This window comes from Paenibacillus taihuensis (assembly GCF_003386535.1).
Taxonomy (GTDB): Bacteria; Bacillota; Bacilli; order Paenibacillales; family Paenibacillaceae; genus Paenibacillus_Z; species Paenibacillus_Z taihuensis.
Genome location: NZ_QTTN01000025.1, coordinates 81895 through 97341, shown reverse-complemented (window position 1 = coordinate 97341; position 15447 = coordinate 81895). Strand labels below are relative to the sequence as shown.

General features: G+C 50.7%; 20 protein-coding genes and 2 pseudogenes. 5 read left to right on the top strand and 17 right to left on the bottom strand.

Annotated elements, in window-relative coordinates; genetic code table 11:
- Positions 1–181 (bottom strand): annotated as a pseudogene (locus A8990_RS19855) (IS4 family transposase); the annotation flags it as partial.
- A gap of 205 nt (positions 182–386) precedes the next feature.
- Positions 387–719 (bottom strand): winged helix-turn-helix transcriptional regulator, encoded by a 333-nt coding sequence (locus tag A8990_RS19850; protein WP_116190787.1) that lies wholly within the window; start codon positions 717–719, stop codon positions 387–389.
- A gap of 184 nt (positions 720–903) precedes the next feature.
- Here A8990_RS19850 and A8990_RS19845 point away from each other — a divergent pair, with 184 nt between their 5' ends.
- Complete coding sequence (locus A8990_RS19845; RefSeq protein WP_116190786.1) at positions 904–2112, top strand: MFS transporter; 1209 nt, start codon at positions 904–906, stop codon at positions 2110–2112.
- Between the two features lie 33 nt (positions 2113–2145).
- On the opposite strand, the gene A8990_RS19840 is transcribed toward A8990_RS19845, so the two are convergent.
- The 4 genes from A8990_RS19840 to A8990_RS19825 form a co-directional block, all read right to left on the bottom strand.
- Positions 2146–3015 carry a DUF5666 domain-containing protein gene (locus tag A8990_RS19840; protein ID WP_116190785.1) on the bottom strand — a complete coding sequence of 290 codons (870 nt, stop codon included), beginning with the start codon at positions 3013–3015 and terminating at the stop codon, positions 2146–2148.
- Positions 2996–3493: an RNA polymerase sigma factor gene (locus A8990_RS19835; RefSeq protein ID WP_116190784.1), complete on the bottom strand. Its 498-nt coding sequence runs from the start codon at positions 3491–3493 to the stop codon at positions 2996–2998. The genes A8990_RS19840 and A8990_RS19835 overlap by 20 nt, the downstream gene beginning before the upstream one ends.
- Before the next feature lie 234 nt (positions 3494–3727).
- Positions 3728–4378, bottom strand: coding sequence for an alpha/beta hydrolase (locus tag A8990_RS19830; protein WP_116190783.1), 651 nt, complete (start codon positions 4376–4378; stop codon positions 3728–3730).
- A gap of 53 nt (positions 4379–4431) precedes the next feature.
- Complete coding sequence (locus A8990_RS19825) at positions 4432–5532, bottom strand: sensor domain-containing diguanylate cyclase (protein WP_116190782.1); 1101 nt, start codon at positions 5530–5532, stop codon at positions 4432–4434.
- A 236-nt stretch (positions 5533–5768) separates the two neighbouring features.
- On the opposite strand from A8990_RS19825, the gene A8990_RS19820 reads away from it, so the two are divergent.
- Entirely contained in the window at positions 5769–6419 is a 651-nt protein-coding gene (locus A8990_RS19820; RefSeq protein ID WP_116190781.1) for an MBL fold metallo-hydrolase, read from the top strand.
- Positions 6420–6661: 242 nt separating this feature from the next.
- Here A8990_RS19820 and A8990_RS19815 read toward each other — a convergent pair whose 3' ends face one another.
- From A8990_RS19815 to A8990_RS19795, 5 genes and pseudogenes are all read right to left on the bottom strand, one after another.
- Positions 6662–7069 (bottom strand): DUF1398 family protein, encoded by a 408-nt coding sequence (locus tag A8990_RS19815; RefSeq protein ID WP_116190780.1) that lies wholly within the window; start codon positions 7067–7069, stop codon positions 6662–6664.
- Between the two features lie 52 nt (positions 7070–7121).
- Entirely contained in the window at positions 7122–7880 is a 759-nt protein-coding gene (locus A8990_RS19810) for a helix-turn-helix domain-containing protein (protein WP_116190779.1), read from the bottom strand.
- Positions 7881–8012: 132 nt separating this feature from the next.
- A pseudogene (locus tag A8990_RS19805) lies at positions 8013–8267 on the bottom strand (macrolide family glycosyltransferase); the annotation flags it as partial.
- A gap of 50 nt (positions 8268–8317) precedes the next feature.
- Positions 8318–8896, bottom strand: a complete 579-nt coding sequence (locus A8990_RS19800; protein ID WP_116190778.1) for a TMEM175 family protein — start codon at positions 8894–8896, stop codon at positions 8318–8320.
- Positions 8893–9279, bottom strand: coding sequence for a winged helix-turn-helix transcriptional regulator (locus A8990_RS19795; RefSeq protein ID WP_116190777.1), 387 nt, complete (start codon positions 9277–9279; stop codon positions 8893–8895). Before A8990_RS19795 ends, A8990_RS19800 begins: the two co-directional genes overlap by 4 nt.
- Positions 9280–9426: 147 nt before the next feature.
- On the opposite strand from A8990_RS19795, the gene A8990_RS19790 reads away from it, so the two are divergent.
- Positions 9427–9780, top strand: coding sequence for a DoxX family protein (locus tag A8990_RS19790; protein ID WP_116190776.1), 354 nt, complete (start codon positions 9427–9429; stop codon positions 9778–9780).
- Positions 9781–9844: 64 nt separating this feature from the next.
- On the opposite strand, the gene A8990_RS19785 is transcribed toward A8990_RS19790, so the two are convergent.
- Positions 9845–10294 (bottom strand): YdeI/OmpD-associated family protein, encoded by a 450-nt coding sequence (locus A8990_RS19785; RefSeq protein ID WP_116190795.1) that lies wholly within the window; start codon positions 10292–10294, stop codon positions 9845–9847.
- A gap of 127 nt (positions 10295–10421) precedes the next feature.
- Between A8990_RS19785 and A8990_RS19780 the strand changes: the two genes are divergently transcribed.
- A complete protein-coding gene (locus A8990_RS19780; protein ID WP_116190775.1) occupies positions 10422–10805 on the top strand; it encodes a MerR family transcriptional regulator in 384 nt (127 codons plus the stop codon).
- Positions 10802–11560: an SDR family oxidoreductase gene (locus A8990_RS19775; RefSeq protein WP_116190774.1), complete on the top strand. Its 759-nt coding sequence runs from the start codon at positions 10802–10804 to the stop codon at positions 11558–11560. The genes A8990_RS19780 and A8990_RS19775 overlap by 4 nt, the downstream gene beginning before the upstream one ends.
- A gap of 251 nt (positions 11561–11811) precedes the next feature.
- Here the strand turns inward: A8990_RS19775 and A8990_RS31630 are convergent, their stop codons facing one another.
- The 5 genes from A8990_RS31630 to A8990_RS19750 all read right to left on the bottom strand — a co-directional run bounded on the left by A8990_RS31630 (position 11812) and on the right by A8990_RS19750 (position 15405).
- The gene (locus A8990_RS31630; RefSeq protein WP_181909681.1) at positions 11812–12201 is read right to left on the bottom strand and encodes a hypothetical protein; all 390 of its coding nucleotides are present in this window, start codon (positions 12199–12201) and stop codon (positions 11812–11814) included.
- Between the two features lie 26 nt (positions 12202–12227).
- A complete protein-coding gene (locus tag A8990_RS19765; protein WP_116190773.1) occupies positions 12228–13424 on the bottom strand; it encodes a ParM/StbA family protein in 1197 nt (398 codons plus the stop codon).
- A gap of 338 nt (positions 13425–13762) precedes the next feature.
- Complete coding sequence (locus A8990_RS31280; protein ID WP_147306836.1) at positions 13763–13942, bottom strand: hypothetical protein; 180 nt, start codon at positions 13940–13942, stop codon at positions 13763–13765.
- A 76-nt stretch (positions 13943–14018) separates the two neighbouring features.
- Positions 14019–15152: a DNA polymerase III subunit beta gene (gene dnaN / locus A8990_RS19755; RefSeq protein ID WP_281272516.1), complete on the bottom strand. Its 1134-nt coding sequence runs from the start codon at positions 15150–15152 to the stop codon at positions 14019–14021.
- A 16-nt stretch (positions 15153–15168) separates the two neighbouring features.
- Positions 15169–15405, bottom strand: coding sequence for a ribbon-helix-helix domain-containing protein (locus tag A8990_RS19750; RefSeq protein WP_245996109.1), 237 nt, complete (start codon positions 15403–15405; stop codon positions 15169–15171).
- Between the last annotated feature and the right edge of the window lie 42 nt (positions 15406–15447).

Below are 15447 nucleotides of genomic sequence, written 5' to 3'. Positions count from 1 at the left end.
GCTCCTTGTATAGGCTGTTTCCGCCCATTGAGATCAGGAGCTGCATAACCGTTTCAAAGGGTAACTTTTTCTTTCGCGTAAAGTCTTTTTCGGGGTTTTTGACATACAGTGCTGGTGCGGCTGACATTTCTTGAATAAGGGATGTCAGCTTTTGTTTTAGTGAATTCGCGTACGTATTCATGGGCGAAACCTCCTCGTTTTTTCAAGGGGCTTCGCCACACATTTTCAACTGCTTGTCAAGTTCTTTTACTCTTTTTCACGCAAAAAAGGAGCAGGCTATCTTTCGATAACCTGCTCCTTTGCATAGATATTTGGTTCAACACCTTAACTTAATGACATTGCCCTCTCACGGAGGGGCCTTCTATCCTCATGTTCCACCTGCAAATTCATTCTTCTTTGGCCCCCCACTTCACGGCCCACTTCTCCATCTCCTGTAGGGATAGCTGAAAGTCCATTCCTTTTTCCGTCAATGAATATTCGACAGTTACCGGTACGGTAGGGAATACTTGCCGCCGAACGATACCGTTCTGCTCCAGGTGCCGCAGTGCATCCGTTAACGATTGTGTCTTCACAATCGCCAGGTCCCGGTGGAGCTGATTGAACCGCTTTGGCCCTTTCGATAACTCTGCGATCGCTAGAAACGCCCATTTCGCGCCGAGAATCTGCAGCACTGCGCAGATGTTAGGATACCCTTGTGCTTCTTCCTTCTGTGGCTCCATTCGTCACCCACTTACTTCAAGTATAGTAAGTCCATATACTTTGATTATATCCAAATACTTTGCCTTCTTACTAAAATAATGTAACCCCATTATACTGCAATTAGATCGCAAATAAGTTTTCTCTGCTCAGCAGTGAAACTTATTTCGAGTAACAGAAAAAAAGACCACGAAAGGACGGATTATCATGAATCGACTGGCGATTTATGTTCTTGCTCTGGGGGTATTCCTGACGGCGACCTCCGAGCTCGTCGTCTCTGGTATTCTTCGTATAATTGCTGGAGATTTGCACATTTCCATTGCCCTTGCCGGGCAATTAATTACAGCCTATTCGCTATCGTTTGCCATTGGCACTCCAGTCTTCGTATCGCTCACTTCGCGCATGGAGCGCAAAAAAGTGCTGTTAGGCTCACTTGCGATCTTTATCCTAGGCAGCATACTCTCCACTGCAAGTTCGACTATTGTACTCTTGATGATCTCACGCATCATCTTAGGGATAAGCGCTGGAGTCTATCTTGTCGTTACCTTTGGTACAGTTGCTAAACTTGTACCCGCTGATAAGCTGGGCGGTGCAATCAGCATTATTGTTCTTGGCTTCAGCAGTGCTATGATTCTTGGCGTACCTGTGGGAATTATCATTTCCAGCTGGCTGAATTGGCGGGCCATCTTCCTTATTCTAAGCTTACTCAGCTTGTTAATTGCCTATATCATCTACCGGCACCTTCCCCAGATCGATGGTGATGCACCAGTATCATTCAGGCAACAATTTAAGGTGCTCGGAAGCGTCGTTATCGTTAGCGGTTTGTTTCTCACTTTCTTGAAGGAGTCCGGAAATTCGATTTTCTTTACGTATCTAACATCCTATCTCCAAGACATCCTTCATCTGAAAACCTCTAACATTAGCGTCATGATGCTTGCATTCGGCATTGTTGGTGCGGTCGGTTCCCGACTAAGCGGATATGGCGTTGATAGATGGGGTGCTGCTCGCATGATTACAGCGAGTATGGTCGCTCATGTCCTCGTTTTAGCAATTCTACCGACAGCAACAGGATCTCTCGTCTTCGAAATCGTGCTTCTCTCCCTTATGGTAATGGCTATGTTCACATCCGGCCCCGCTATCCAGACTTATTTCATTCAGCAGGCACCACTGTCCTCCAATCTCGTCCTTAGTCTTAACACCTCCATCATTCATTTGGGCTTGGCCTCCGGAGCTGGGGCTGGCGGCGTCATGTTAGATGCGACCTCCACACTGCGTTATCACCCGTGGCTGGCGAGCACCATTGTCGCCCTAGGGTTAGCAGCTGCTGCCGTTAGTTTTACGATGCGATTTACCGCTCCGCGTGCTGATCGCAGCAGTAAACGGGACTTCTTCATACAAAAAGAAGGACACCGTTAAAGGTGCCCTTGCTGTTCATTCCGCGATCTCTCTTTATTTTTGCGGAGCCATGTTGTTGTAGATGCGAGCTGCATGTACTTTGCCCGTGCTCAGATCGTCTGTTGTAAAGCCGGATACGAAGTTGCCGACTTTATATTCCTTCTGCAGCAGGTCCTCGGATGGCGCAGCAGCATTAGGACCGCCGATACCCAGCTGCGTGTCATCCGATACCGTCACCCAGAGATCGCCCACCTTGAAGCTTTTGCCGTCCGCGCTTACTTCGGTGATTTCTCCGTTAATATTGGCAGCCATTTTGCCGCCTTTAGTAGGCGCGGTCGCACCGTTATCCTTCTGCGGCGCCATATTGTTGTAAATGACAGTTGCATTTACTTTGCCCGCGCTTACATCCTGCGATGTGAAGCCGGAAACGAGATTGCCCACTTTAAACTCCTTCGACAGGAGATCCTCGGATGGCGTAGTCGCTGTCGGTTCGTTGCTGCCCCACTTCGTTTCATCCGTAACCGTTACCCACAGATCGCCCACTTTGAAGCTCTTGCCGTCCGCGCTTACTTCCGAGATCGTGCCGTCGATATTAACCGCTACTTTGCCTTGGATTGGCGGCTTTGTTGAAGTCGCGGCTGGCGGCGGAGTCACGTTTGCTGCCGTATTCGTCGGCGAAGTCGAATCATTTCCGTTCAACGCGAAAATACTTACTGCCAATACCGCACATGCTGCAACTCCTGTCCAGCCGATCATCACTTTTCTTTTTTTTGCTTTTTCCATATGAAATCTCTCCCTCGATTTGTTTTTATAGGTTCCAGCATTCTTTGCCATCTCGACAAGCAGCTTCTGATACGTCTTCGCTTCAAAATCCTCGCTTGTCTTCACTTTCGACATTGCTGATTTATACACTGATTTCTTCATTATCCAGGCCTCCGATCTTCTCTTTTAGGAGCTGGCGTCCTCTAGCAAGCCACGTTCCGACCGTTGCGGGCTTTGCCTGCAAAATAACCGCAATTTCCTGGATTGAATAACCTTCGTAATAGTGCAAATGGATCGGAATCCGGTACTTCTTATCCAAAGAGAGCACGGCCTGCAGAACCTCGCTCTCTTCCCTTGGGAGGTAGCTGAGGTCTTCCGGAACCGGGTTTCTGCTTCTGAACCAGCCGGTTTTCAGCATGTTTTTGCTTTTGTTAATGGTTGTTCGGATCAGCCAAGCTTTCTCATGCTCACTGCTTTGGAAGACAGGACGCTTCTGCAAATAAGCGAGAAACACATCCTGAGCGACCTCTTCCGCGTCAGCGGTATTCTTCAAATAGGCAAAAGCGACTTTGATCATGCTTTGCGAATATTTATCCAAGGCCCGTCGCACGGATTCATTGAGCTCATATGAATCGTACACCTCAAGCACCTCCTTACACTTGTAATACAACTGAGCAGGCTGCTATTTTTCACAGCGGCAAAATTTTTTTGAGAGAACACTATTCCAGACGGTCCAGCGGAGGGAAAGGAATGCAAATACGAGGCTAGTAAATTCGACCAAAACAAAAAAACCAAACAAAAAAGGCAAACTCCCGTACCTGCAAGCAGGACTAGGAATTTGCCTCTTTTTCTCTCTCTTACGAAGTGCCTGTGTTTATTCGACCGCAGCATCCTTCTTCAGCCAATGCACGAAATCCTGCTGATTCTCCTCGGAGACAGCATGGTCGATCGGATAGAGCTTGAAGGTCAGCTTAGACGTCAGCGGTTCGAAATACTTCGCCGTCTCATGGCCGATTCGAACCGGGAATACGCCGTCGAATTCTCCGTGCGAAATGAACATCGACACGTCCTGGACGCTCTTCAGCGGATACTCCGCCTTCACGAACTCAGGCACGTAGCCGTTCAGCGCAACGATCCCTTTCAGTTGGTCGCCCATCGTAAGCGCAAGCGTCATCGACAGGATGGCGCCTTGACTGAAGCCGAGCAGATACCGCCGAGCCGCGTCGATCGGGTATTTCTCCGTTGCATACGGGATGAAACGCTGCAATTGCTGAATCGCCTGATTGAACATCAGCCGGACCGGGTTGCCAAGACTGTGCAGCTCATAGTATTGAAACCCTGCGCCGAGCGTCAGGTTGCCGCGAATACCGACAATAATGAATTCATCTGCAAGCGGCTCCACTAGGCCAAACATATTCCGCTCATTGGACCCTTTGCCGTGCAAGGTGAATATAACCGGATATCGTTTATTCGGGTCCATATTGGCCGGAAACCGAATGTCGTGTTCATAAGCTGGACTCGTCATGCGTACATCTCTCCTTTTGCGCGTTGCATGGACATTATTAGTTATAGAGATTTTTATTTATTATAACTAATATAGAGCTCCCCATCAACCGCAATCCGATTGGTGCCGCTCGACTTGGCGAGATACATGGATTGGTCCGTCACACGTATGAGATCGAGCTCCGTCCTGCCCTCTGCCCATAGCGTACATCCGACGCTGGTGGTCATCGGGAGAAGAAGCTCTTTCATCTGCATTGGCGACTCCATCTGCTCGATTATTCGCTCGGCAGCCTGCATCAGGCCGTCGTGGCCGTTCTGCACCCATGCCGCCACCACGAACTCATCGCCGCCTACGCGCGCGACCAGATCGGTCTCGCGAACTGCATTCTTGATGCGATTCGCGAATTCGACAAGCACGAGATCACCGACTTCGTGTCCGTAAGTATCGTTGCATTGCTTGAATTTATTCAGATCGAGATAGAACACGCCGAATAAGCCTTCCCCTTGGCCGGCTTGATTAATCCAGTCTTGGATTCGAACGCTGAAGCCTCTGCGATTCAGTAATCCCGTCAGAATGTCGCGCTCTGTCAATTGGATCAGCTCGCGCTCCAGTTTCTCGCGTCTTTCAATTTCCGCTCGTAATTGAATCAATAGTTGCTCGTAATCGTTCAGGATTCGAACTTTGTCGTCGTAGTTGATTTGCTTGCCCAGCTCCGAGCCCAGAGCGAGCGATAGCAGCTGCAGCGTCTCGATATCGCGGGTGGAGAACGCATTAGGACGGCCGGAGATGATTTTCAACACGCCGACAGAATTGCTGGTTTCAAACAGGGGAACGCAGACCATGCTCCGCGCGCCGACTCTCAAACACGCTTCCTTGTTGACGCGATCGTCCTGCTGCGTATCCTTCGAGTACAAGATTTCTTTCTGCATTACGCACAGGCCTGACAAACTCCCGTTCTTATGAAGCCGAATGCCACGATGAGGCTGCAGAGAGCCGCTCACGGCAGCATACACCATCTCATCGCCTGCCAGCATCTCAATCGTAGAACCATCGGCTTCTGTTAATAGGCACATTCGATCGCATATCGTCTGCATAAACCGATTTAGATCAAAGTTAGATAGCAGCATGTGCTGCTGCACTTCCATGATGACTTTCAGGCGGCGGTTCTCGATCATCGACCCTATTTCCCCTTCATGCTCGCATAGTTATCTGCCTTTTATTATTAAAATACATGCTAGCATTTTTAAATAGGTTTGTCAGCCGAGTGATATGGGTTAATTTTCCTATAATAATTACACCGATGCTCCACCGCCTTGACAGGCGGAGACATCTCCGTTTAATATTTAATATTAAGTGGAGATATCTCCGCTTAATATAATCCATCGCCATAAACGTGAGGAGTGCGTTACTGATGCAGATTAAATGGTATGGCCATTCTTCTTTTCTACTAACTTCGGATGCCGGCACAAGAATTCTCATCGATCCCTACTATAAGTTTCTTGGCTACCGCATGCCGGTTCCGATTGAATCGGATATTGTCGTCGTTACGCATAATCATGGCGATCACAATAAAATTAACGCTGCTTCAGGAGATTACTTACTCGTGAACGAGCCGAAGGAATACAGTCGCGGCGATGTGAGCATTAGCGGGTTCAAGACTTTCCACGATAAGGTGAACGGCAAGAAACGAGGGCCAAACATTGTGTTCCGCTTCCAAATCGACGGACTGACCATCTGTCACTGCGGGGATCTGGGGCATCTGCTTACCGAAGAACAAATCAAAGAAATCGGCAAAGTGGACGTTCTCATCGTACCCGTAGGGGGAAGGATGACGCTCGACGGGCCAGAGGCCGTCCAAGTGATGCGTCAATTGCAAGCGACTGTGGCGATTCCGATGCATTACAGCACGAAGGCACTCGGGCTTCTCGGAAGGATCATCTTCGCTAAGGTGGACAAATTCATCAATGCTGCAGGGACGCGGACGACAGACGTGAGAACCTTAAGTCTGTCCAAGGAAAATCTCCCCGGATATGCTGGCATTGTTACTATGCAGTATGAATAGAATCGTTTGAATTAAAAACGGAACTAAGCGGCTTGTATATGAACTCTGAGAGACGGAAAATCCGACTCTCACAACGACAAAAGCCGCCAATCGCGGCGGCGCAATCCCCGATCGTCGGAATTGCCGACTCTCAGCGGTGGATTCCTCTCTCGGGCCGAGAGTCGGAATACCCGACTCTGGGCAAACTAAGCCGCCCAGCAAGTCGCACAACAACGCAGGCTTGCGGGATAGCCTCCTAAAGTTTACTCAAATGGCGGTATCGCCTCGACATACGACTCGCCAGGTCTGCCGCTGGTATAGTTAATCGTCCGCTCTTTCATATTTACCTCGTAATAGTGCACGCCCGCGTCTGCCATGTCTTTTATAAAATCCGTGAACGGCGTCCGGTGCTGCTTATGATGCGCGAGCCCTCTCCTGACAGCGTCGGACTGGAACTGCTCCGCTACCTCCAAGCTCGATGCCGCCGACTTATCGTTCGGCTCCTCATACGAGCTGCTTCCAGCTTCGCCCATAAACACGGTTTGGTTGTCCGCAATGCACGTCCGGTAGGAAGCAACCCCGGCATCCTGCAGCTCCTGGAACGTTCGTGGATAAGGCCATTTCTCCTGCTTAGACACCTTGCTGATTCGCTTCACTTCTTCGATATTCATTCCCTATCTCTCCCTTCGTGGTTACCGCTAGTATAACCGTGAAGGAATCCGATCAATTGTACAAATGCGACATCTGACCCGGCGTCGCTCCGGTCTTCTTCCGAAACTCCCGAATCAGGTGGGATTGATCGTAATAATCCGCATCATGCGCCAGCTGCGTGAGCCGATCCGCCGTTTGCAGCGATTGCAGGACGCGCTGGAACTTCACGATCTGCGCCAGCGATTTCGGCGTGACGCCTACCCGCTCGACAAACCGCCTTTCGAACTGTCTCCGGCTCAGCGTGGACTCTTCGGCCAGCTGTCCCACACGTATGGAGCCATGTTCAGCGCATATCCGATCAACAGCCCAAGCAGCCCAGAGGTCAACTTCATTCCCGTTAAAAAGCTTCCAGAGCAGCTCTTCGATGACGCGCAGCAGCTTCCAAGGATCGTCCGCAGCCTCAGGGTCGAGAAGCCGATCCCAATGCGCCCGGTTCAGCCCCAAGTCGGCAAGCGCAACGCTCGTATCCGACAGCTCCTTCGGACTGCACAGCCTCCACTTGAAGAGTGCTTCCGGTCGGAAATAGACAAGGATCGACGAGTATGCAGCGGTGGCCTGAAACACCTTGGGTTGCCCGTGAATCCCCGTCAGACCTGCCGGTTCAAGAGGCTGGGTCTCATCGCCGTTTACGAGCGCGACTTGTCCGATATTTTGGAAGCCCATCACAGGATAGATATCGGGGTACACCGTGAAAGGTGCCGTGCTGCCGCTCCCGAGCCAGACCAGCTTCTCGACATAGGGCGCAAGCCGCTCCGGACGCCAAGTGATCATTTTCCCACCCCCTACTCTAGCTTACTTACCAACCTTATATGCGAAAATCTCATCGACCGCCTGTCGATATCCGCCCGATGCCGCCAAAGACTCTCTAATACCCGCGGCAGCCGTCTTGAATGACTCGTCGCCCAGCACCTGATCTACCGCTTCGCGCAGCTCCGCCGTCAAGCTCTGCATGTTCAGACGAACACCCGCGAAAGCTTGAATGAACCGTTGATCGTCCAGCGTCAGCACGGTTGCGCCCGTCTTCTCCATCCGCTCGCGATACGCATCCACACAGACGTACACGACCTCTTCCCCGCGCGATATCAGCTCCTTCACGACGCCAATGGTCGGATTAATATGCCCCTCCGAGCCCGCATTGATAAAAAGTGCACGTGCCACAACCGCCACTCCTCCCTTTAACGTCGCTTTCACCACCATAGCATCACCTATCAGCGGCTTCTCAAAGCATGCTCGATCCGCTTATCCGGCACAAACCAGATCACGGCAACCAGAACAAAGAAGAAGCCTGAAATCCATGGACTCACATATGCGGTAAGAATCGCGATCAGGTACAGGAACGGCGATATTTTACCTTTAATATCTCGTCCTACCGCCATCACGAAGGCCGAATCGCTCGTATGCTGCTTAATGATGGCGCGCTGCAGCAGCCAGTAGGCGAAAGCCGCCAGCATTAGAATAATGCCGTACAGCGCCGTCGGCGTCCCTGCAAAATGGCTCTCCCCCATCCATGCCGTCGTGAACGGCACAAGAGATAGCCAGAAGAGCAGCAGCAGGTTCAGCCACATCAGCCGCCCGCTCATATTTCGGACCATGTGCAGCAGGTGATGATGATTGTTCCAATAGATGCCGACGTAAACAAAGCTGAATATGTAGCTGAGAATCTTCGGTCCGAGCTCGACTAATGCGCCCCAATCATGATCTTCCGGCACTTTGAACTCCAGCACCATAATCGTAATAATAATGGCCAATACGCCGTCACTGAAGGCTTCCATCCGATTCGCTTTCAGATTGCTCCCCCTCCCTCTGCTTCTGCTCTCGCTCCTGATTCGTACTCTGAGCGGCCCTCCCCGTACAAAGCATCCATGTGCTCGACATGCGTCGCACCCCAGTCATTCAATGCTTGCAGGACGGTGCTTAGCCCTTTGCCATACTCCGAAATCGAGTATTCCACCTTCGGAGGAATTTGGCTGTACACCTCCCGGCGCACGATATCGTGATATTCAAGCTCTCTTAACTGCTGCGTAAGCATTCTCTTGTTGATATCCGGTATCGCTTTCTGCAGCTCGCTGAATCTCATCGTTCCATTCGCAATGAGCCGAAGCAGAATGACCGGCTTCCACTTGCCGATCAGAATGCTCAGCGCCGACTCGAACTTACAGTATTGCTTCACTGACGCCGTCCCCTTCCCCTTGAGATATGCACGGTAACTTTTTCATAACCAAGTCTAAATAAAGTGCCTACTTCCGGCATACGAATACTACAATCTATTATACCTGTAGAGGGTATCGAAAAAGTAGTCGGGAGGCTTGCAGCATTTATGAATATTACATTGTGGATTGTCCAAGGGCTTGCAGCTTTGGCTTTTGCCTACGGAGGCTGGCTGAAGGCGTTTCAGTATGAGAAGGCGAGGTCGGAATGGGGATGGGTAGGGACGGTTCCCCGAGCGTTTGTCATCTTCATCGGGCTAGCCGAGCTGATCGGGGTGATCGGGCTCATCCTTCCTGAAGCGACGGGAATCGCGCCGATATGGACGCCCATTGCCGCGACCACGCTTGCCGCAGTCGTGCTGCTCGGCGCCTTGCTCCACCTATCGCGCAAGGAGTATAAGGAGGTTGGGATCAACTTGGTCTTCATTGCGCTGGCGGTCATTGTGGCAGTTGGGCGGTTTTAAGCGAGCTTCGTGAAGTTGGGAGATGGAAAAGGGACATCCGCCGTGGATGTCCCTTTCGTCTCTATTATTGGAGCTTGCCCTCTCGGAGCAGCTCGACCGATTTCTCAATGCGCCGCTGCCTCGTGTCGGCATTCTTCGTACCTTCAATATTCAGGATGAACCGCCGCTTGTTGCTGTAGGACAAGCCTTCGAAGAACCGCAGCGCCTCTGCATGGCGACTGAGCGCCTCCTGAAAATCTCCCGGCACGCTCAGCTCGCGCGGTTCCGTGTCCAGCTCAAGCTCGACCACAACCTCGTCCCCGGCCTCTATGCCCGCCCCTTCACGGTTCTCCTTGCTGACAGGCAGCATGAATACTCTGCCCATCGTACCGATTGAAGTCCGGTAGGAATAAGAACCGATCGTCACTTTAACGGCCGGCTTCTTGCTCCCGCCAAGCGCTTCCACCATTTCATTCGGCACCTGGATGCCAGTAGCCGTTTTTCTGCTAAGCTCTAGCGTTGCTGTAAATTTCATAGGCGATCCCTCCTCCTGCGCAATATTTTCGTTGTTCTCGAAGCGATCTCCTGCCTGTTGACTTGAACCAAGGTTTAAGTCGTATACTAGCTCTGTCGACGCGAAAGAGTAGTTGGAGGTCTCCATCATGAAGTACTGTTCCATTGGCGAAGCTGCTTCCAAGCTTAACATACCTGAATCTACGATACGCTATTACGAGAAGAAAGGACTGCTCCCCCTAATGGAGCGCGATGGAGCTGGCAGACGGTTATTCTCAGAAGACCAGATGGCCCTTCTCGAAACCGTAATGCGTTTGAAGAACACACTGATGCCAATAAGCAAAATTAAGCAATATGTGGATTGGGTCATAGAGGGCAGCAGCACCAATGACCGCCGGCTTGATATGATGACCAAGCATAAGCAGGCCGTGCTTGCTCAAATTGCGCTGATGACTGAATCCTTAATCGGGATTGACGTGAAGATTGCACGATATACGAAGCGAAAACATGAGGAGAAAGAGGGATTGGAATGAAGCTGACAGGGAACACCATACTCATTACTGGCGGAGGCGCGGGCATCGGACTTGCTTTTGCAGAACGGTTTATGAAAGCCGGGAATACCGTCATCGTTACGGGACGACGCGAGCATGTCCTTCAAAGCGCGCAAGAGAAGCTGCCCGGACTCATTACGCATGCAAGCGATTTGAATACAGAATCAGAACGTGCGGCGCTGTTTGATTGGGTCACCTCGAATTATCCGGACGTTAATGTGCTTGTGAACAATGCAGGCATCCAGCAGCGATTTCATGTGTTGAAATCGGACGCGAAGCAGGATTGGGCTTACTTCAATCAGGAGCTGACGACAAACATTGAAGCTCCTTTCCATCTTGCGATGCTGTTCGCGCCTTATTTTGCAGGCAAAGAGGCTGCTGCGATCATAAACGTGACGTCGGGGCTCGCTTTCACGCCGCTCGCGATTGCACCGATATATTCCGCCACGAAGGCGGCGCTTCACTCGTTTACCGTCAGCCTGCGGCATCAGCTTGCCGGCACATCTGTCGAAGTTATTGAGGTTGCGCCTCCCGCCGTTAACACGGATTTAGGCGGGACCGGTCTGCATGTGCATGGAGAGCCGCTTGATGCCTTTGCCGATGGAATCTTCAACGGGCTGGAAGAAGGCAAAGAAGAGATCGGTTACGGCACTTCCGTCAATCGACTGCGCATGTCGCGCGATGAGGTCGACGAGCACGTCGCCAATATGTATAAGATGCTTAGAAACACAATTTAATAAACGGTATGTATGTTAGGTTAACCCAAAAAGACTCAGCCACCGTGGTTGAGTCTTTTTTTGGTACCTGGTAAGACAACCGTTAGCGATCACGAGGATCCTCGGCATGACTAGGTATTACCGAGCAAGGCCTGAGCATCGGCAGGTATTGCTTGGTGTTACCTAGTGTTACTTGGCATGACTTGGTGTTACCGAGTGTTACCAAGTACGCCTTCATGATACTCGGTGTTACTCAGTGTTACCACGTCCTACTAACTCCAAGCTTCAATATCCTCATCGTCAACTTCATCCTGATTATCGGAGAATCCATCCTCATGGTCGGCCGCTCCAGCATCGCCCACGAATTCCGCGACTTCCTCTGCCTCTGGTGCTTGTCCAACTTCCTCAGCTGTAGCCGCCACTGGGCTAGAGAATGCTGCAGCATGTCCTTGTCCCTGACCCTGGCCTTGAATGCCCGCCCGCTCCATCGGAATAAACATCTGCAGATTCCGAACGCCGTGCTGCATGATTTCATTCTCCACCAGATAGCGAAGCGAATCCATCAGATTCGTCTGCGCATTCAGCCACGCCATGACAAGCGGATCCTCTGTCTTCCTCGTCTTCAGGCTAATGTTCTCGCCCGCCAGCTTGGTCTTCTTCATCGACATCACCTGCTTGCTCCGCCCGATTATGCGGGCTGCTCCGCCTTATTTTTCAGCGCCTCATAGATCTTGCCTCGTACGAAAGCATCAAGTCCCGTTGCATTCAGCTCGACAGCGTACTCCGCTGGAATGTAGAACAGCTTGATCTCGCGCACATCACATAGCTCTTTCAGGTACGGGTACAGAATCGTCCGCATCAGAATGCTGCCTCCGCCGTATACGCAGATCAAATCGATCTCATTCCGCGCCTTCGTCAGCTGCTTCTTCACATGCGCCACGATCTGCTTGACCTGACTCTCAAGCGGTCGACGCAGTGTCTTCAGTGCACGCGCATGGTACTTATGCTTCGGATTCTTGAGCACGTCGCTGAAGAACTGTCTCGGACTGTCCGGCAGATGGATCAGTCGGTTGAATTCTTGAAGTGCCTCCTCAATGGCATAGCCCGCTCCGTGATGGCTGCCGTGCACGAACTGCCGCAGGAAGCGATTCCCCTCCGTAATCGGATACTCCGTCGACCCGTCGCCGATATCGACATGCAGAATTCGTTTATCCTTAAAGAAGTTTCCGTTGAACTTCTTCTCCATTCCATATGAGGCAGCAAATTCGGCAAAAATCTCGCCTTCCCGCCAATTGCCCGCAGCATCCTTTTGCAATGTGAAAATAACAGGGGTCGCTTCCGGAACGACCTTCACGAACGGAAAACCAATATTGACCGACACGCGAAGCGTGCCAAGATGGACCGTCACATGATGCCGGCCTGACGTAAACCGCTTCTCGAATCTTGCCGATGTTTCGTCCGTATGCTGCGTCACCGGCAGCGCCGTCGCCATATCGACTTCGATGTCGAGCTGAGCCGGGATTTTCTTCTCCTCTTCGTAGGACTTCTGCACCGCGACCGCGGCGATTTGCGCCAATGTGTTCACAACCGGCAGATCCATCTCGCTCTTGGAGTCGATGCCGATCTGGATATTATCAAGAATTTCGCCGCTCTCCAGCGCAAACTTGCCGATATAGTACATCCCCGGCTGAGCGGAAGGCGAGTCGATCGTGACGACAAGCTGGTCCTGCAGATTCTTGATGAAGCTCTCCGGCACCTGCTCCTCCCGCCACGGCAGCTCGTCCACTCTGCAATTGACATTAGGCTGCTGAATCAATCGACCGTCGATCATCAAATCATGCTCGCTGTTCCCATTATCGTTACCTACAAAGAAGTGATAGTTCATGATTACGTCCTCCTATCGTTAGGTTCGCATGGCCCTCGCATGCCTTGGTATTACTTTGCCATACCAGGTGTTAGCAAGCATCATGCTGTGGTCCCACGATAGATTAGGGTTCTCTCATTGGAAATTGTCGAATGGAATTTACGATATGGACTCGCTGTCTAGATCAATCGGATGAATTCTGCGGAATATGTCCGCAAACTGATCCTCTTCAACGAAGTGGCTTACGACCTCTGCTATTTCTGCTCTGCTGCACGCTTGGACAAGCACCATATCACTCGACCAAAAGTATCTGCCCTGCAGGCATTCACCCGTCCCCCTGTTTATCTCAATTAAGGCAGTCAGGTTCTTGTAGGTAAAGAATGAAGCAACCCAACGGGACTTGTCTTCAAATTCCACAATGACATCGGCATTGCAGACGAGCTCGTTCCATTCTCCATCCGCCCATCGCTGAAGAACAATATGAACATGACGCCCATTACAAGATCAAGCGCAAACTTTACGATATTGATTTTCTTCAAAATCATTCACCCTCCATACACGTATGTATGCAGTATGGGACCTGAAGCTTTAGTGAACCTTAAATGGTTTGGTCGGCTAGTTATGAGTTCTCACCGGAGTAACCAAGAAAAGCGCCGATATGTTCGGATCATCAGGGAGGATGACAATTGGACTGGTTGGACCTGCATATCGAACTCGGACACCTGAGCAATCGCTGTGGCGCAAAATATCAGTTAGAAACTTGCCGTTCACTGATATGGCGAATCCCTCTCCGCTCATCTCCGTTAGAGGAACAGCATTTTCAATATCCCCCACCTCGGGCGTTCTGGACAATAGCTTTAATAAATGATGACTAGCCACTAGCTTGATGATATTATCACTTGCCAATACCGTTACACATTCAACCGCCGCTAACAAATGGGCCCTTTCTACTGTGAATTCACAAAGATACGCCTGTGGGATTGCATTCATTATTGATGGGAAAGCCCCCTCGATACGTGCAGACTCGACCTTCAATCCATGCGTAGCAAATCTTACTCGACTGTTGCTCACTTCGATTCCAGTTATCTCATCCTCGCTGCTTAGCATTTTGGACATCTCATAAAGGTTTTTTGCTGGAATGATTGCACGGAACGTTTCGCTTATGTTGCCTTCTGCATCTAAATTACGGGTAGCAAGTCGCACCCCATCTGTTGCAATGAACGTTATGGAATCATGATTACACTCTACGGATACTCCCGTTAGTACCGGTCTAGTCTCGGAGGTTGATGCCATGGTCGCCACCTGTTTAATAGCGGACTTAAGGGATGCACTATTAATACTCAGTCTGCGAGGTGCACTCTGTTCTCCACTGAGAGACGGGAACTCGTAAGGATCCATGCCACATAACCGTACTTGAGAATGCCCCGACTTGACTGTAACAATGAGTTGTTCATTCGTTTCAAGTAAAATCCGTTCATCGTGAAGCTTACGAATAACGTCATGGAAATACCGTGATGGGATCACGACTGCGCCTGTTCTTCGAACCGTTACGCTTGCGCCGTCCTGAGGGGACTCGGCCCGTATGGTCATACTTGCGTTACTAGCTGTAAAAATAATGCCATCAGCGCGCGCCTGAATATGAATGCCTTGAAGTATCGGTATTGGATTATGGACATCAACAGCCTTTGTGACGTGCTGCAAAGCGTTCATCAGCGTATCTCTTGCGATCTCAACCAGCAATGGTCTCACCTAACCTCAACGTGGATTAGTTTGAATAATAGGACTCCAAGATCGTACGGATCACTTCCGAGCGAGATTGTTCGTTGTCTGCACATTGTTTCTCGATCATTTCCCATATTTCATCCGTAAGAGTGAGCGACACTTTCTTAGTCACACCAATACTCTTCCTTCCAGATCCCTCTCGCAGTCCTCCTCTCGTAAATACAAAACCTAACTGGCCTTCTTTGTTAGAGACACCGACTTTGATCGTTTTGTCTTTCAACTCGTGTCGCCTCCTCATTCCCGCTCTGCATTTGAATTAGGT